Source organism: Paenibacillus sp. LC231 (assembly GCF_001860525.1).
In the GTDB taxonomy this organism is placed as follows: domain Bacteria; phylum Bacillota; class Bacilli; order Paenibacillales; family Paenibacillaceae; genus Paenibacillus_AQ.
The window spans coordinates 1-16,540 of the sequence record NZ_JFOM01000044.1; the positions used below are offsets into that span (position 1 = coordinate 1).

The window sequence follows — 16,540 nt, forward strand, 5'->3', positions numbered from 1 at the left end:
CCCCCTCAAGATGAGATTTCCCAACTAGTAAGACCCCTTGAAGACGACGAGGTAGATAGGTTGGAGGTGGAAGTGCAGCAATGCATGGAGCTGACCAATACTAATCGGTCGAGGGCTTATCCAAAATCACCCCAAAAAGTGAAGCGAAGCTTTGAAGCAACGCCGAATACTTTCCGGGGACCCCGATACCACATCGGGTGAATGCTACGAATTCTAATGTGCTGCAAAGATCGTTTCGTATCTAGTTTTCAGGTGATCAATCACTTGAATTGAATATTGTTCCCTGATAGCTCAGTTGGTAGAGCACTCGACTGTTAATCGAGTTGTCACAGGTTCGAGTCCTGTTCGGGGAGCCATTTATGGAGAGGTGTCCGAGTTGGCCGAAGGAGCACGATTGGAAATCGTGTAGGCGCCAAAAGCGTCTCGAGGGTTCGAATCCCTCTCTCTCCGCCACTATTATTTTAAGCAAGGCCCGTTGGTCAAGGGGTTAAGACACCTCCCTTTCACGGAGGTAACAGGGGTTCGAATCCCCTACGGGTCACCACTTTCTTAATTGCATCAGGGGATGAGAATCCCGTCGGTTCGTCGGAGGATAACTTCGTAAGCATAGACTTCGCAGTCTCGAACGAAGTGAGAGTATCCCCTACGGGTCACCACTTTATTAAAAAAAACACTTGCTTCTTATATCAGATTTTGATATAATAAAAGTCGCTTTGTTACGGAGGCTTAGCTCAGCTGGGAGAGCATCTGCCTTACAAGCAGAGGGTCGGGGGTTCGATCCCCTCAGCCTCCACCATGATTTATCCCCAAAAAGTGAAGCACATGCTTCGTAGGTAATTTCGATTACTTTTCGGGGACCCCATACAAGCAACCCTTTTAATGACGCGGGGTGGAGCAGTTCGGTAGCTCGTCGGGCTCATAACCCGAAGGTCGTAGGTTCAAATCCTGCCCCCGCAACCAATTTATATCGCAATAGCGATAATGCCTCGTGGAACTGTGGTGTAGAGGCCTAACATGCCTGCCTGTCACGCAGGAGATCGCGGGTTCGAATCCCGTCAGTTCCGCCATTCTTTACAACTTTGGGATGAGATGAGTATCCGATATGGGTTCCGTCAAAGTTCGCGAAGAGCTTTAAGGCTCGGTAGCTCAGTCGGTAGAGCAGAGGACTGAAAATCCTCGTGTCGGCGGTTCGATTCCGTCCCGAGCCACCATGTACGTTTTATAACTTTATATGCCGGTGTAGCTCAATTGGTAGAGCAACTGACTTGTAATCAGTAGGTTGGGGGTTCAAGTCCTCTCGCCGGCACCATTCTGGAGGATTAGTGAAGTGGCTAAACACGGCAGACTGTAAATCTGCTCTCTTCGAGTTCGGTGGTTCGAATCCATCATCCTCCACCAGTTTTTAGGGGCATAGTTTAAAGGTAGAACAGCGGTCTCCAAAACCGTTAGTGTGGGTTCAATTCCTGCTGCCCCTGCCAATCGTATCACAGTGTTTCAATATGGCGGTCGTGGCGAAGTGGTTAACGCACCGGATTGTGGCTCCGGCACTCGGGGGTTCAATTCCCCTCGATCGCCCCATATTACAAAATCATATTGGGGATTAGCCAAGCGGTAAGGCAACGGACTTTGACTCCGTCATGCATAGGTTCGAATCCTATATCCCCAGCCATTGATTTTTATGTTTGCGGACGTGGCTCAGCGGTAGAGCATCGCCTTGCCAAGGCGAGGGTCGCGGGTTCGATTCCCGTCGTCCGCTCCATTTTTATTTCTGGCGCCATAGCCAAGTGGTAAGGCACAGCTCTGCAAAAGCTTTATCCCCAGTTCGAATCTGGGTGGCGCCTCCATTACAAACTTATGTGCCCTTAGCTCAGCTGGATAGAGCGTTTGACTACGAATCAAAAGGTCAGGAGTTCGAATCTCTTAGGGCACGCCATAATGTAAGCCGGTGTGGCGGAATTGGCAGACGCGCGCGACTCAAAATCGTGAGGGAAACCGTGGGGGTTCGAGTCCCTTCACCGGCATCATCTAAAAGGAATGTAGACGTTAAACGTCTGCATTCCTTTTTTCGTTGCATCTACATCGATTGCTTCTTCGTGATTTTAATATTAGACTCCATTCTTCTTGTTACCTCTCCAGTAATCGCGAGGGTTTTTCTATCACCTTCGGAGCTTCCTCGAGCTACACTCCTTAAATCTAAACTATCATTAGAAACCACGTTCTTTATAGGTAAAACAAAGATTATCCAGATGAACTCATCTACACAGGCTAACCCATCGAATCATCGATCCAGTGCAGGGTTGGACGTAGGTCTGTAGAAGGCCCCGCCTTAGGTCTAGGTCCAAAAACCGTCCCCAGGCCGTTTTAGCCAAACTCGAAATTACCTAGAATAGAGTCATAAGGTTGAACAAAAGAAACAACGATCAAACAACAGAAAGGCGGTGTATAAATGAGAAATTCAAAAGGAAATGGAATGAGTATCCTGTTGATTGGTGTAGGGATCTTGGTTCTCCTTGGAGTATTCGGTCCTCTGCTTGGGTGGTTGTTCAGTCTTCTAATTCCAATCCTGATGGTCGCTTTGGGATACTACGGGATCCGGAGAGGTAACACCTTGATGGGATGGGTTATTCTCGGTATCGGTGTGATCTGGTTGATGGGTAAACTGTCTTGGCTGATCGGTCCGATCTTTGGAATTATCTTGATCATCTACGGGTTGTCCCGATTGAAGAATGGTAGACCCCGTTATTGATAAAAACCACTACATTAAATAACATGCATGAACAACAGATCATGATAGATGAGGAGGGCTAAGCCAATATGAGTGTTTTCCGGCGGATAAGAGACATAACCGTAGCAACATTGAATGAAAAGCTCGAGCAGAGCCAGGATCCGGTTCGATTGATCGACCAGTTCCTACATTCAACCAGACAGGACATTGCTGAGGCTGAGAAGCTGCAGCAGCAATGCCAAGTACATTCCAGACAGCTGAAGCAGCAGGTGGATCAAGCCGAATCCATGCGATATAAACGCGAAGAGCAGGCACTGCTTGCACTGAAGGCCGGCGAAGAACATCTTGCCAAGCTGGCATTGCAGGAGAAACTGATCTATGAGGAAAAGATCGAGCAGTATCAAGGCCTGTTGTCCTCAAGCCTGGAGTCGCTAAAAGAAATCGAGGAGCAGCTCGGCGAGCTGCGGATGGAATATCAGACGGTATACAGCAAACGTCAATATTATGTTGCCCGAGTGGAAACCCTTCGTCTTCAGCAGAAAATGAATGAACGTACGGGCTCCTACGGCGGCGGTCATGACGTACCGAAGATGTTCAATCGCCTCGAAGACCGTATCAGCGATTGGGAACTGGAAGCCAGAAGTCTTCGCGATTTACGCCGCATGGGGCAGGAATACATGGAACAGGCTGGTGAATCGGTCTCCACTGTATTAGAAAAAGAACTTGCCCGCCTGAAGCAAAAGCTGAATAACAGCGGAAAGGAGTAACCATGACTAGATTGTACCGTTCCACCCGAGACAAAATGTTCACAGGGTTGATCGGCGGTATATCCGATCATTTCGGAGTCGAATCTACCCTACTTAGAATCATATTTGTAGTCAGTATCTTTTTTACAGGCGGTACAACGCTGTTGATCTATCTGATTGCATCCCTTGTAGTACCTAAGGAGCCGTATTATCACGATCCGTATGGTCCACAGGGCAGACATGGCGGCGGATACCGTTACAACGATCATCCGGGCCCTGGACCAGGCTACAACAGCTATAATGATTCTTATGGACGTCAAGGCTATCCTAATGAGCATAGTAGCTTTGGCCCCAAATATGACCGTCCCAATGGCACAAGAAACAACGCGTCAACGGATTCCGATCTGGATGCGATGATGAAGGATATTGAGAGAAAAGCAATGCAAAAAGAAATCGAAGAATTGAAGAAAAAACTTTCGAACTATGAGAAGGGAGATAAATAACATGGGAGTATTTAAAAGAATTAAGGATATGACGAAAGCATCGGTGAATGAACTGCTGGATAAAGTAGAGGATCCGATCGTAATGTTGAACCAGTACCTGCGCGACATGGAGGCAGAAATTCATGAAGCAGAGGTAACGGTTGCGAAGCAAATGGCTAATGAGCGTCGTATGAAGCAGCGCGTCGATGAGGCTGTGAAGATGGCGGCACAACGTGAAGCTCAAGCTGAATTGGCTCTGAAGAATGGTCAAGAAGAAGTGGCTCGCAAGCTGCTTGAAGAAAAAATCTATTTCGATCAAAAAGAAACCGAGTACGTGGAATTGCACCTGCAATCCGAGACGCAAGCAAAAGAGCTTGTAGCTCAGCTGCATGAAATGAAAGACGAGTTCTACAAAATGCGCAACAAGCGCAATGAGCTTGTTGCCCGCGCTCAAATGGCTAAAGCGAAGAAGCAAATGTCTCAAGTGAGCAGCCTGCACACGATCGAAAGCGGCAGTGCTTCGATGGGCTTCCATCGCATGGAGGAAAAAATCATGCAAATGGAAGCAGAAGCTGATGTGCTTCGCGCCCCATACCGTCCTAACAACGCAGTATACACAAGCCCCGTGGACGCTGAGAAGCAATTGAAGGTGGATGAGCAGCTGCAAGCTTTGAAAAACAAAATGGGGAATTCTTCGAAGTCCGAGTAATTCCTTAGCAAGTCAGCAAAATAAGATTAAACCGTATTCGAACACCATGTTCATATGATATGCTATACGAATGAGATTGTCGTATAGTACAGGCAAAGCCATACAGTGGGGAACGTCTCACTGATATGGCTTTTCCGAGCTTATATCTTGGTCATCAAGGAGGTGCGACATGGACAGAAACCGCTGGATAGCAGTTGGTTTAATCAGCTTGGGTTTTATTATGCTTTTCGGCCGATGGTTTGGTTTCTTCACCATTGTCGCCCTGTTACTCATGTTTGCAGGTGTCCTTCAGATCAGACATGGACATGTGAAGAAGGGATACATTCTGCTCGGAGTAGGTGCCGTACTGCTGCTGCTGGAGCATCTCATGTTGATTATCGGCATCAGCTTGATATCGCTAGGTATTTTTTATGGCAAGTCCAAACGAGCTCATACCACGACGAAGTACATTCAGAAGCAGAACTTTATGTCCAACTTTGATTGGGACCGGGCTCCGTGGGTGATGCGCAGTCTGAGTGTGTGGCATGTGCTGGGAGAGGCGGATGTGGATCTGTCCCTGGCCCTTCCGGAGGAACGCCAAACGGTCCTGATGTTCCATGGAATGCTGGGGGATATTGATCTGATGATCCCGGACTATTATGGGGTGGAGATCGAAGCATCCATCCTGTTTGGCTCGATTCATTTGGACGACCGGAAGGAAACCGGCATATTAAACCGCGTGCGGTATAAATCACCCAATTATGAGACCAGTGAATATAAAGTGAAATTTATTGTTTCTTATTTAGGCGGAGATTTGAATATAAGAATGACATAATAAACGTAAGTTTTGTGTAAACCATTCAGGAGGGTTGCCCCGTGGAAACGGAAAAGAAAGCAAATATGATTACCCGAAGTATGCGTGAGGGGACCCTTCTGGGATTGGTTGTCATGCTCGTTGTCCTATATTTATTATATACATATGGTTATCTTCAACCGTTTGAGACGTGGAAGAACCGGATCGAAGCCGGCATTACCATCGTATTGCTGCCGATTGGGCTGGGTGCGATCTATGGCTTCTTCCAGGGATACCGGGTAAAACGACGGGTCGATCTTGTGAGGGAAACGCTGGTGAACTGGGAAAAAGGCAGCCTTACGGACGTCATGCCGGACATCGGCGAAGACGAAGTGGGCCGGCTTGGAGAACAGCTGGTGAAGATCAGCAAACGCTGGGAGGATCAGGTGTCTTCCTTGCAGCGGTTATCTACGAACAATGCCCAGCTTGCCGAGCAGGCCAGGGTTACGGCGATTGTGGAAGAGAGGCAGCGTCTGGCGCGCGAGCTCCATGATGCGGTTTCTCAGCAGCTGTTTGCCATCTCGATGACGGCAACCGCTGTGGGCAGGACGCTGGATAAGGATTTTGACAAAGCGCAGCGCCAGGTGGCTCTGATCGAGGAAATGTCGGCTGTGGCCCAGTCCGAGATGAGGGCGCTTCTTCTTCATCTGCGGCCGGTTTATCTCGAAGGAAAGGCACTGGAGCAGGGACTGCGTGAACTGATTAAGGAATTGCGAATCAAAGTACCTATGGAAATTACGTTTGAAATGGACGATGACATACATTTGCTCAAAGGGATCGAAAATCATCTGTTCCGGATTATCCAGGAGGCCATGTCGAACACCCTCAGACATTCGAAAGCGGAGAAAATGGATATCCGTATTCACCGCAGGCAGAACACCGTTCGGGTGATGCTGCGGGACGATGGGATCGGATTTGAATTGGATGACAAGAAACAGACTTCCTACGGTCTATCGACGATGCAGGAACGGGTGACGGAGATCGGGGGCTCGGTACAATTCATAACAGCACCGGGTAAAGGGACTCGAATTGAGATCGTTGTGCCACTCATAAACGAAGAACGCAAACGGGGGGATGTAGATGGAAACGCCGATTAAGGTGCTGCTGGTGGATGATCATGAGATGGTCCGGATCGGTTTAGCGGCTGTGCTTGGTACAGAGGACGGCATCGAGGTGGTTGGTGAAGCGGGCAGCGGCGAGGAAGGGATACGCTTAGCGCAGGAATATCATCCTGATGTGGTGCTGATGGACTTGGTGATGGACGGAATGGATGGAATCGAGACGACGCGCCAATTGATGAATCAGTTTCCAAATCTTAAGGTCATTGTACTGACCAGCTATCTGGACGATGAGAAGATGTATCCGGTTATTGAAGCAGGTGCGTTCAGTTATTTATTGAAGACATCCCGTGCTTCTGAAGTAGCTGATGCTATACGTGCTGCCGCACGCGGGCAGTCGGTGCTGGAGTCGCAGGTTGCCTCCAAGATGATGAATCGATTCCGGCATCCGCAAAATGAAGCTCCGGCGCATAACGACCTTACGGACCGGGAAATGGAAGTGCTGCGACTGGTGGCGCAAGGCAAGTCGAATCAGGATATTGCTGATGATTTGATTATAGGCATCAAAACCGTGAAGTTTCATGTAACGAATATTTTAGGCAAGCTGGGGGTAGAGGATCGAACCCAGGCTGCCATCTACGCTTATAAAAATGGGCTGGCTGAGTAAAGAATGCCGGCTCTTTTTTATGCGATGGTCGTGACATAAACATATCCAAGATGCTCTGAGGTTGTTGAGCGTAGTACGAAAGCAGATCCATGATGAGATGCGTGAGTTATAAACATATCCATGTAAACAATGAGAGAGAGGCGTAAAGACTCCCGGATCGGGAGCTTTTTTTTATTTATTGACAGGGAAGAAGAAATCTCTACATACAGCCCGATGGAGGATCTTTTTAAAAAGCGAGGTATAAATCCGTGGTGCCAAGGCCATCCTTTTACTAGATTGATAGATTCGGACGGGGAGGCGTGACTGACCATGCGGAAGATGCGTATACAGATCATTGTGATGATGTTGTTGCTGTGCGGGGCAGCAGGTATGATGGCGGGTTTTGCGGGAACAGCGGACAGCAATCGAAACGAATCCGCTCCGTATGCAGGAGAAGCGTCAGCTTCAGCTTTGCGCGGAACGGAAGAATCAAGTGTCAATGGAATAACTAGAGCCGGGGAAGCAGCAGAAAGCGATCTAACGCTTCTGGCGGCGCTTGGGCAAGAACATATGGAGCCTTCGGCAATACTCACGGTAAAAATTCAAGGTGAAATGATAAATTCCATACCCAAGGATCAAGCTAAGACAACAGCTGAGCAGCTGGCTCGTACAATGGGGCTCTCCGGGATTACAACGTCCCAGCTTCAGGGAAATGAAGTATTCCAAGCAGAAGGCGTGCTCTCCGGTGTATCGGTGCATCTGGACTGGGCTTTCACGACGGAGGGTCATAGTTATGTCAGAGCCATGCTTGTAGGAGACGCAGCAGGACAGTCCCGGGAAATGATGACCCTACAGCAGCAGATTCAAGAGATGATGAAGCAAGCAGGCATACCGAACTCCTGGAATGCGTCCATTCAAGGATATGCATCGGAGACGGCTAGCGTTGATGGAACGATGGCTCAGGTAGAAGGGGCTGTAGCCCAAAAACTCTCGCTTCGCCCCGTTGAGGATTATGCAGATGACACAACACAAAGCCGTTCATATGAGGTTCCTTCACTGGGTGCTTTTGTGATGAGTGGCGACACGCCGATTCATATGCAGATCGCGGTGCATGAAGATTCGATGAAGAAAAGCAGTAGAATAACGATCGGATTTCCTGTCATTACAATAGAATATTGAAAATGATTTCTGAAACTCGGATGAAAAAATGCGGAATGAGATAGCATACTTGAAATGAATATGCTAAAATGTCATCACATCGAGTTAAGTGCCGATGCATAAAAATACACTATAATTCATAGAAAGAATGAGGAGCCATGGCTGAAAATCAAAATCTAGATACAATGAAGACACCGGGAGCTGTATTTTTCATCTTTGGAGCGACTGGTGATTTGGCAAGACGTAAGTTGTTTCCGGCGATCTACAGTCTTTATCGTGAAGGAAAACTGGATGAGGATTTTGCGGTAATCGGCGTGGCGCGGCGTCCGCGCACCCAGGAAGAGTTTCGGGAGGACGTGTATCGTTCAATTCAGGAATTCTGCCGATATAGTTCGGAACAGGATAGTGAATGGAATGCATTTGCACAACATTTTGAATATAAATCTTTAGATATTAACAATATTGACGGTTTCCGTGAGCTTCGCGAACAAACGGAGCAATTGGAAACAAAATTTAATATACCGGGCAACCGCTTGTTCTATCTGGCGCTTGCACCGGAATTGTTCGGCAGCGTATCGTTTAACCTGATGAAGGGCGGTATGCTCGACGGAGAAGGCTGGAACCGTCTTGTGATCGAGAAGCCGTTCGGCTACGATCTCGAGTCGGCTGCCAAGCTGAACGAAGAGATCCGTAAAGTGTTCAAGGAAGAAGAGATTTACCGGATTGACCATTATCTCGGTAAAGAAATGGTACAGAACATCGAAGTTATACGTTTTGCGAATGCTTTCTTCGAGCCGCTGTGGAACAACAAGCATATCGCCAACATCCAAATCACGCTTGGTGAAACGGTTGGTGTCGAGGAGCGCGGCGGGTACTATGATCATGCCGGCGCTCTAAGGGATATGGGCCAAAACCATATGCTGCAGCTGCTGACCATGATTGCGATGGAGCCGCCTAGCCGACTGCTTGCAGAGGATATCCGCGATGAGAAGGTCAAGGTGCTTCGCTCCTTGCGTCCGTATGCCACTCATGAAGAAGTGAAGAACAACGTGGTTCGCGGCCAATATACGAGCGGTTCCGCGGGCGGCAAAGATCTGCCGGCATACCGTGAAGAGGACAAAGTGAATCCGGAATCCAATACGGAAACCTATTTTGCCGCCAGAGTCTTCGTGGATAACTTCCGCTGGGCTGGCGTACCGTTCTATATCCGTACGGGCAAACGCCTCCCGGTTAAGACAACCGAGGTGGTTGTCGAGTTCAAACGGATGCCAACCAACGTATACCTAGGCCAAAAGCATTCCCTGGAGCCTAACCTGCTCGTTATTCGCGTCAATCCGATGGAAGGCATTTATGTGAAGATTAACGCGAAGAAGCCGGGATCTGAATCCGAGATCGCTCCTGTAGCGATGGATTTCTGCCAAAGCTGCATCGTGGGCATTAACTCTCCTGAGGCGTATGAGCGTCTGCTGCATGACGCTGCTCGTGGAGACTCCACCTACTTTACGCGCTGGGATGAAGTGGCTTCGGCATGGTCCTTCGTGGATCGTATCGCCAGCGCATGGAGAGAGAACCAGGGCGAGCTGGAATCGTATCCTGCTGGATCGTGGGGACCTGACAAAGCGGATGAGCTGTTGAAGGAAAACGGATTCCACTGGTGGCCGGTAAACGGTCAGCTTGAGGATAATGTGGTGTGGTTGAAAAACTAAGATCATTTTCTAAAATTTACGTGTTAAAAATCATCCTCATGCGCATGGCGCATGGGGATGATTTGCGTATAAATTGTGGTACAATGATATACATGACTTTAGTTACGAAGGGATAAGTGAAATGGCAAAGCAAATAGATGAACTGCAGCAGGAAGTGGATAAGCGCCGCACGTTTGCGATTATTTCCCACCCTGACGCCGGTAAAACAACACTGACCGAGAAGCTGCTTTTGTTTGGGGGCGCCATTCGTCTGGCTGGATCGGTTAAAGCTCGTAAAGCGAGCAAGCATGCAACGAGTGACTGGATGGAGATCGAGAAGCAGCGGGGAATCTCGGTTACCTCGTCTGTTATGCAATTTGATTATTTAGGGCATCGGATTAATATATTGGATACGCCGGGTCACCAAGACTTCAGTGAGGATACCTATCGTACGCTGACCGCCGCTGACAGCGCCGTCATGTTGATTGACGTAGCCAAAGGGGTCGAGGCCCAAACCATCAAGCTGTTTCAGGTTTGTGCGAAGCGGGGCATTCCGATCTTTACCTTTATCAACAAACTCGACCGCGAAGGGCGCAGCCCGTTTGATCTGATGGAGGAGCTTGAGCAGGTTCTCGGCATCCGCTCCGTACCGATGAATTGGCCGATCGGCTCCGGGCGTGACCTGTGCGGCGTGTACGACCGGGTTAAAAATCAGGTTGAATTGTTCCAGGGCGACGACCATTCCACGATTAAGGTACAAAAGGTCGAAGGCTATGAGGATCCAATCATTCGCGAGATGGCAGGCGATTACCTGCATGATCAGTTATGTCAAGACCTCGAGCTGCTGGATGTTGCCGGAGACCAATTTGATCTGGAAAAAGTTATGCAGGGTCAGCTAACGCCTGTATTCTTCGGCAGTGCGATCAACAATTTTGGCGTCCAGACCTTCCTGGAGAACTTTCTTCAGCTTGCGCCGAAGCCGGAGCCACGCCGCAGTACGGAGGGTGTGGTGGAACCCACAGATGAGAAGTTCTCCGGATACGTATTTAAGATTCAAGCCAATATGAATCCGGCTCACCGGGATCGTATCGCGTTCCTGCGAATCGTATCGGGCAAGTTCGAACGCGGTATGAGCGTGAAGCATGTTCGGGTAGGCAAGGAAATCAAGCTGGCGCAGCCGCAGCAATTTTTGGCGCAGGATCGAGATATTGTGCAGGAGGCATACCCTGGCGATATTATCGGTCTGTTTGACCCGGGCATTTTCCGGATTGGGGACTCACTCAGTCAAGGTCGTGAAGTTGTATTCGACGAGCTTCCAACGTTCTCACCGGAAATTTTTGCGAAAGTAACGGTGAAGAATGCGTTGAAGCATAAGCAATATCAGAAGGGGATTGATCAGCTGACGGAAGAGGGCACCATTCAGGTATTCCGCACCGTGAGTTTTGACGAGACCATTCTCGGGGTTGTCGGACAGCTCCAGTTCGAAGTCTTCGAGTACCGGATGAAGGGAGAATACGGCGTTGATGTCCAGCTTCAACGCATGCCGTATCAGTTCGCCCGCTGGATCGTGGACGACAATATTGATCCGTCCAAGTTCCGGATAAACTCAACGCTGGTCAAAGACAAGAAGGATAACTATGTTGTCTTGTTCGAAAATGAGTATGCGATGAGAACCGCCATCGACAAGAATCCAACCGCCCAGTTTCTTGAGACCGCTCCGTAAGCGATGTTATAAATATGCAGCAAAAAGGAACAATCCCCCAGCGTTCACAGCTTAGGGGATTGTTCCTTTTTGTTGACCATGGGATTATCCTTGAAGGTTGCCGGGCGTAACGGTTTTCAGATGATCATGGAGGGAAGAGACAAGGCTGTTCTGCTGGGTAGCATCCATGTCTTTCCACATCATTTCAAACATTACACCGAGTCCCGGCAGGGCAGCTTCAGGCCCGTCAACGGAACCCTCGATCATGGAGCGCAGCTCTTCTTCGTCCTGATTGTGGACTTTATGAATGACGGCCTGCCTTAGATCTAACAATATGGACATGGACATGTTCCTCCTTGTTATGAAAGGGTCATTGTGTAATGTGCCCGTTCCGGGGCAGTTACATTCAAGTATTCGGGACAGTATGATATACTATTATCATTATGATTATGGATGACCTAGGCTCGTGGGGGGATATATAAATGGCTAAGAAGCAGTACGCAGTAATCGGTATGGGGCGTTTTGGCACGAGTGTTGCTAAGGAATTGAGCAGCATGGGATTTGATGTATTAGCCGTAGACGCGAGCGAACAGCGCATTCAGGAAATCGCGAGTATGGTCACGCATGCCGTATCGGCGGATTCGACCGATGAAGATGCGCTTCGGGCGCTGGGCATACGGAATTTTGATGTGGTTGTCGTGGCGATCGGGGAGGATATTCAATCCAGCATTTTGACTACGCTGATCTTGAAGGATCTTGGCGTACCGGCCATTATCGTGAAAGCGAAGAATGAACTGCACGGAAAAGTGCTGAACAAAATCGGTGCGGACAAGGTGATTTTCCCTGAACGGGATATGGGGCTGCGGGTTGCCCATCATCTGGTGTCACCGAATATTTTGGATTATATCGATTTGTCGGACGACTACAGCATTATGGAGATGCTTGCTACAGGAGATCTGGTCGGTCACAATCTGATAGAGCTGGATATTCGGGCACGATTCGGCTGCAATGTCATGGCGATTCGAAGAGATGCGGATATGAACATTTCTCCAAGTCCGGATGACCGGATTGAGGAAGGCGATATTCTCATTATTGTGGGGCACAAGAATAACTTAACGAAGATGGAGCTTGCTTATCCGAAGTAAGCTGTCCGCAAGCGGGTATGCTGGGTTGAGTGGGACTCGGTTTTATATATAAGTAAAGAACGGATGGATTAACCATGGAGATACTATCGCCGCAGAATGCCAGAGTGAAGGGCTGGGCACAGCTTCAGGAGAAAAAACATCGAGACAAGCAGAACAAGTATGTGGTGGAAGGCATTCATCTCGTACAGGAAGCCCTGTCATCCAGAGTGGACATCGAGTGTGTTGCGTATGATGTGGAGAAGGGCATTCCCCAGGAACTTCGTCATATATCGGATACAGGACAAGGTGCTGAATGGATTGGCGTATCCCATGCCGTCATCTCGAAGGTCAGTGACACGCCGTCACCGCAGCAGGTGTTTGCCGTGGTCCGCAAAGAAGCACGTCAATGGCAGGACCTGATCCTGCGCGAGAACGGATTGGTCATCGTTCTGGACGGTCTTCAGGACCCGGGGAATGTAGGAACCATCATACGAAGCGCAGATGCCGTAGGGGCTGCTGGCGTGGTTCTGGGACGCGGCTGCGCGGATTTGTACAACCCCAAGACGCTGCGCTCTACCATGGGATCCCTGTTTCACCTACCGGTGCTCGAAGGCGATTTGCTAAGCATTTTGCCGGAAGCCAGGGAACGGGGGGCCCGATTGGTTACAACCCTGCTGGAAGGGAAACATTCCTGCTTCGAGTATGATTTCAAAGGGACAAGCTGGATCGTGATTGGGAGCGAAGGGCGCGGTGTCTCACCTGAGGTTGCGGAACTCGTGGACGATGCGATCCGTATTCCCATGCCCGGGAAAGCCGAATCGTTGAACGCGGCTATGGCAGCGTCGGTGCTGATGTACGAAGCTTTACGGCAAAGAGAATATGCAGGACAATAAAGACCGGAGCGGCTCCTCGACGAAGCTGGAAGTGATTAGAAATCAATGGCTAATCATCTCCGGCTTTTTTTATTTAAGAGATAAGTAAGCATTAGAGGTTTACCTCCTTATATCGCAAGGAAGCTTCCTCTAAATACGGTCTGTTTTCTAACAAGAACGTCGATGAGGTTTTTCTTATTTTTGATAAGGCTGGTCATAATAACAGGAGTACTCGAAAGGAGTTAAACCCCAATGTACGAGCAAAAAACAAAAGAAACGGATCACAGCGTGGTGGAGTTTATAGAGCAAGTGGATTCGCCAAAAAAACGGGAGGATGCTTATCGTTTGCTGGAGATTTTTGAGGAGACGAGCGGTTTTCCGGCCAAGATGTGGGGCCCTAGCATCATCGGTTTCGGCTCCTATCATTACCGCTACGCTACCGGGCACGAAGGCGATGCACCGTTGGTAGGTTTCTCGCCGCGCAAGGCGAAGATCAGCCTGTATTTTGCGCCGGGCGATGAGAAGCGGGAGGAGCTGTTGCCGAGTTTCGGTAAACATACGGCCGGGAAAGGCTGCGTGTATATTAATAAAGTGGCGGATATTGATGTGGACGTCTTAAAGCAGCTGATTTGCGAATCGATTGCCTTCTTGAACAAGACCTACCCGGCTCAGTCCTAGCGAGCTCTAGGCATGAGAAGCCGGCAAGATGCCTGGTTTACAAGGCTTTATGGGAGGCTGGACAATAGGGTGTGCTGATTGGGTACAGGTGAATATTGCTATTTGACGTAAAACCGTTTGGTGTCCTATAATGCAATAAGGGAAACCAAATGGTTTCATAATATTAAACATGAGTGAGGTTTATGTGATATGGACAACCCATCAAACGGCAAGCTGCCGGATATTCGTCATACTCTGGTGCTGAAAGCACCCATCGAGAAGGTGTGGAAAGCCGTGGCAACGGCTGAAGGAATTTCAGCCTGGTTTATGCCTAACAATTTTGAGCCGGTGGAAGGCTTTGAGTTTCAATTGAATGCAGGCCCTTTCGGCAATTCACCATGCAAGGTCACGCTTATTGACGAGCCTAACCGCTTATCTTTTAACTGGGGCAAGGATTGGAGTGTTACGTTCGAACTGGTACAGCAGGGAGATCATACGGAATTTACGCTCATTCACGGCGGATGGACAGCGGATCAAGTGACCGAGTTCGGGGAAGCACACGATATCGTGCGGGGCCGTATGGACAACGGCTGGGCAGGCATTGTTCAGAAGCTTGCGGGATACGTTGAGGCCTAATCCATGTCGCAAGCCGCTCCGAAGCATGATGTTTATCAAGCTATCGCAGATCCGACACGCCGTAAGCTGCTTGGCTTGTTAAGTGATAAGGAAATGCCGGTTAAAGAAATTACAGGGCACTTCTCCATGACGCGGACTGCCGTCTCCAAGCATCTCCGAATTCTGGGGGAAGCGGGCCTTGTGCAGGACCGCAAGGTTGGACGCGAAACGCGCTATCGGCTGGATGCCGAACCGCTTAAGGAATTAAAGGATTGGCTCGCTTATTTCGACCGCTTCTGGGAGAATAAACTGTCGATGCTGAAATATTATGTGGAGGATCAAGAAGACAATCCAAAGAACGACAAGTAGATCCTTGATGCGGTCCTTCTTGAAATTGAATATCCATAAGGAAGAAGAGTGAGGATCCCCTCCTTGCTCTTCTTTTTTGCCGTTTGTCCGCATACCCTCTATACAGGAGAGCTTGCCATGGTAAACATGCTCCTCGGGGCGAAAATAGGGGGGACCAAGCATGAGACGAAAGAGATGGGGAAGCAGGCGTTTGGCCTTTCCGTCGCTGTCGTGGCCTAAACCAAGGAGAGCTTATAAACCACCGCGAAGAGGCTTTCGGCCCGTACCGCAGAGCCGAGGGCGTCCTCAGGCTGCCAAACGACGAAGCACGAAAAAATGGTGGCTGATCGGCGCTCTGCTCCTTGTGTTTGGGATCGTTGAGTTTTTTATGTATATTGAGCAGAATCTGCGACCGCCGATCATGCATTTAGCCCAAATCAGGGTTAAACAGATTGCCACTGAAGCCATCAATAAAGCGATCACCTCTCAGGTGACGCAGGGCAAGGATTTCGATAATCTGGTCAACTGGAAAACGGACAGCTCGGGCAAAGTGACGGGATTCATGCTGAATTATGCCGAGCATTTAAAAATCACGTCCCATACAACGGAGGTTGTTCAGAGCACACTGGACGATATTCATAAGCGTAAGGAGCAAATTCCCTTGGGACAGGTGCTGAAAAGCCCGATTATCGCTTCATTCGGTCCGCAAATTCCTTTGAAGATCGAACCGCAGGGAGCGGTGAAGGTTCAACTGGATACCAGGCAGCAGGGTGCGGGCATTAATATGATTTTGGTGGAGGTATTCGTCCACATTGTAACAGAGGTAGCGGTTGTCGTTCCTTTTGACATGGAGCCGCAGATTGTGGAAACCGATATTCCCATTTCTTATCTGCTCGTGGTCGGCGATGTGCCGATGTATTATTATGACGGGCAAGGAAAGGCCGTCGGCGAGAATAAGGCAAGCGCGCCGAGCATAGCGATACCGCCGCCCGTTACCAATGAGAATAGCCATAATACGGAGCAGGAAATCTCGCCTGTAACTCCGCCGACGAATCCTCCAGATGGAACAACGACACCTCTAAAACCTTTACCTGGCGGAGCAGACTTATCCGGGCAGACGGGGGAAAACAACACTGGAGGCTAAGAGCGCTGATTCATTAATTTGGCGCCAGCATATGGAA

17 protein-coding genes, 16 tRNA genes and 1 rRNA gene are annotated in these 16,540 nt (G+C 49.2%); 33 read left to right on the forward strand and 1 reads right to left on the reverse strand.

Annotation, left to right across the window (positions count from 1 at the left end; translation table 11 throughout):
- The 27 genes from AK95_RS23485 to AK95_RS23615 form a co-directional block, all read left to right on the forward strand.
- A 23S ribosomal RNA gene (locus AK95_RS23485) occupies positions 1 to 124 on the forward strand; the annotation flags it as partial.
- Positions 125 to 280: 156 nt separating this feature from the next.
- Positions 281 to 356 (forward strand) — tRNA-Asn (locus tag AK95_RS23490).
- 5 nt (positions 357 to 361) lie between these two features.
- Positions 362 to 453, forward strand: a tRNA-Ser gene (locus tag AK95_RS23495).
- 16 nt (positions 454 to 469) lie between these two features.
- Positions 470 to 544 (forward strand) — tRNA-Glu (locus tag AK95_RS23500).
- 176 nt (positions 545 to 720) lie between these two features.
- A tRNA-Val gene (locus AK95_RS23505) sits at positions 721 to 796 on the forward strand.
- 87 nt (positions 797 to 883) lie between these two features.
- Positions 884 to 960, forward strand: a tRNA-Met gene (locus tag AK95_RS23510).
- A gap of 30 nt (positions 961 to 990) precedes the next feature.
- A tRNA-Asp gene (locus AK95_RS23515) sits at positions 991 to 1,067 on the forward strand.
- Positions 1,068 to 1,135: 68 nt separating this feature from the next.
- Positions 1,136 to 1,211, forward strand: a tRNA-Phe gene (locus tag AK95_RS23520).
- Positions 1,212 to 1,233: 22 nt separating this feature from the next.
- Positions 1,234 to 1,309 (forward strand) — tRNA-Thr (locus tag AK95_RS23525).
- Positions 1,310 to 1,313: 4 nt separating this feature from the next.
- Positions 1,314 to 1,398, forward strand: a tRNA-Tyr gene (locus AK95_RS23530).
- A gap of 6 nt (positions 1,399 to 1,404) precedes the next feature.
- Positions 1,405 to 1,478, forward strand: a tRNA-Trp gene (locus AK95_RS23535).
- A gap of 24 nt (positions 1,479 to 1,502) precedes the next feature.
- Positions 1,503 to 1,578: transfer RNA gene (locus AK95_RS23540), tRNA-His, on the forward strand.
- A gap of 16 nt (positions 1,579 to 1,594) precedes the next feature.
- A tRNA-Gln gene (locus tag AK95_RS23545) sits at positions 1,595 to 1,669 on the forward strand.
- Positions 1,670 to 1,684: 15 nt separating this feature from the next.
- Positions 1,685 to 1,759: transfer RNA gene (locus AK95_RS23550), tRNA-Gly, on the forward strand.
- 11 nt (positions 1,760 to 1,770) lie between these two features.
- Positions 1,771 to 1,844 (forward strand) — tRNA-Cys (locus tag AK95_RS23555).
- Between the two features lie 12 nt (positions 1,845 to 1,856).
- Positions 1,857 to 1,933, forward strand: a tRNA-Arg gene (locus AK95_RS23560).
- Positions 1,934 to 1,941: 8 nt separating this feature from the next.
- Positions 1,942 to 2,021, forward strand: a tRNA-Leu gene (locus AK95_RS23565).
- Positions 2,022 to 2,446: 425 nt separating this feature from the next.
- Complete coding sequence (locus AK95_RS23570; protein WP_071222348.1) at positions 2,447 to 2,746, forward strand: LiaF transmembrane domain-containing protein; 300 nt, start codon at positions 2,447 to 2,449, stop codon at positions 2,744 to 2,746.
- Positions 2,747 to 2,814: 68 nt separating this feature from the next.
- The gene (locus AK95_RS23575) at positions 2,815 to 3,492 is read left to right on the forward strand and encodes a PspA/IM30 family protein (protein WP_071222349.1); all 678 of its coding nucleotides are present in this window, start codon (positions 2,815 to 2,817) and stop codon (positions 3,490 to 3,492) included.
- A 2-nt stretch (positions 3,493 to 3,494) separates the two neighbouring features.
- On the forward strand, positions 3,495 to 3,974 hold the full coding sequence (locus AK95_RS23580; protein WP_071222350.1) for a PspC domain-containing protein: 480 nt from the start codon (positions 3,495 to 3,497) through the stop codon (positions 3,972 to 3,974).
- A 1-nt stretch (position 3,975) separates the two neighbouring features.
- Positions 3,976 to 4,662 (forward strand): PspA/IM30 family protein, encoded by a 687-nt coding sequence (locus AK95_RS23585; RefSeq protein WP_071222351.1) that lies wholly within the window; start codon positions 3,976 to 3,978, stop codon positions 4,660 to 4,662.
- Positions 4,663 to 4,831: 169 nt separating this feature from the next.
- Positions 4,832 to 5,476: a cell wall-active antibiotics response protein LiaF gene (gene liaF, locus AK95_RS23590; RefSeq protein WP_071222352.1), complete on the forward strand. Its 645-nt coding sequence runs from the start codon at positions 4,832 to 4,834 to the stop codon at positions 5,474 to 5,476.
- A 41-nt stretch (positions 5,477 to 5,517) separates the two neighbouring features.
- Complete coding sequence (locus AK95_RS23595) at positions 5,518 to 6,591, forward strand: sensor histidine kinase (protein WP_071222353.1); 1,074 nt, start codon at positions 5,518 to 5,520, stop codon at positions 6,589 to 6,591.
- Complete coding sequence (locus AK95_RS23600) at positions 6,575 to 7,219, forward strand: response regulator (RefSeq protein WP_006212655.1); 645 nt, start codon at positions 6,575 to 6,577, stop codon at positions 7,217 to 7,219. Before AK95_RS23595 ends, AK95_RS23600 begins: the two co-directional genes overlap by 17 nt.
- 309 nt (positions 7,220 to 7,528) lie before the next feature.
- Entirely contained in the window at positions 7,529 to 8,377 is an 849-nt protein-coding gene (locus tag AK95_RS23605) for a YwmB family TATA-box binding protein (RefSeq protein ID WP_071222354.1), read from the forward strand.
- Between the two features lie 137 nt (positions 8,378 to 8,514).
- Positions 8,515 to 10,062 carry a glucose-6-phosphate dehydrogenase gene (gene zwf / locus AK95_RS23610; RefSeq protein ID WP_071222355.1) on the forward strand — a complete coding sequence of 516 codons (1,548 nt, stop codon included), beginning with the start codon at positions 8,515 to 8,517 and terminating at the stop codon, positions 10,060 to 10,062.
- Positions 10,063 to 10,183: 121 nt separating this feature from the next.
- Positions 10,184 to 11,764: a peptide chain release factor 3 gene (locus tag AK95_RS23615; protein ID WP_071222356.1), complete on the forward strand. Its 1,581-nt coding sequence runs from the start codon at positions 10,184 to 10,186 to the stop codon at positions 11,762 to 11,764.
- A gap of 84 nt (positions 11,765 to 11,848) precedes the next feature.
- On the opposite strand, the gene sspI is transcribed toward AK95_RS23615, so the two are convergent.
- Positions 11,849 to 12,085, reverse strand: a complete 237-nt coding sequence (gene sspI, locus AK95_RS23620) for a small acid-soluble spore protein SspI (RefSeq protein ID WP_071222357.1) — start codon at positions 12,083 to 12,085, stop codon at positions 11,849 to 11,851.
- Between the two features lie 140 nt (positions 12,086 to 12,225).
- Between sspI and AK95_RS23625 the strand changes: the two genes are divergently transcribed.
- The 6 genes from AK95_RS23625 (at position 12,226) to yunB (ending at position 16,503) form a co-directional block, all read left to right on the forward strand.
- A complete protein-coding gene (locus AK95_RS23625; RefSeq protein ID WP_071222358.1) occupies positions 12,226 to 12,888 on the forward strand; it encodes a potassium channel family protein in 663 nt (220 codons plus the stop codon).
- Between the two features lie 74 nt (positions 12,889 to 12,962).
- Complete coding sequence (locus AK95_RS23630; RefSeq protein WP_071222359.1) at positions 12,963 to 13,760, forward strand: TrmH family RNA methyltransferase; 798 nt, start codon at positions 12,963 to 12,965, stop codon at positions 13,758 to 13,760.
- Positions 13,761 to 13,991: 231 nt separating this feature from the next.
- Positions 13,992 to 14,417, forward strand: coding sequence for a DUF1801 domain-containing protein (locus AK95_RS23635; RefSeq protein WP_071222360.1), 426 nt, complete (start codon positions 13,992 to 13,994; stop codon positions 14,415 to 14,417).
- Between the two features lie 189 nt (positions 14,418 to 14,606).
- Entirely contained in the window at positions 14,607 to 15,032 is a 426-nt protein-coding gene (locus AK95_RS23640) for an SRPBCC family protein (RefSeq protein ID WP_071222361.1), read from the forward strand.
- A 3-nt stretch (positions 15,033 to 15,035) separates the two neighbouring features.
- Positions 15,036 to 15,380 (forward strand): ArsR/SmtB family transcription factor, encoded by a 345-nt coding sequence (locus AK95_RS23645; protein WP_071222362.1) that lies wholly within the window; start codon positions 15,036 to 15,038, stop codon positions 15,378 to 15,380.
- Positions 15,381 to 15,540: 160 nt separating this feature from the next.
- Positions 15,541 to 16,503 carry a sporulation protein YunB gene (yunB, locus tag AK95_RS23650; protein WP_071222363.1) on the forward strand — a complete coding sequence of 321 codons (963 nt, stop codon included), beginning with the start codon at positions 15,541 to 15,543 and terminating at the stop codon, positions 16,501 to 16,503.
- Positions 16,504 to 16,540 lie beyond the last annotated feature (37 nt).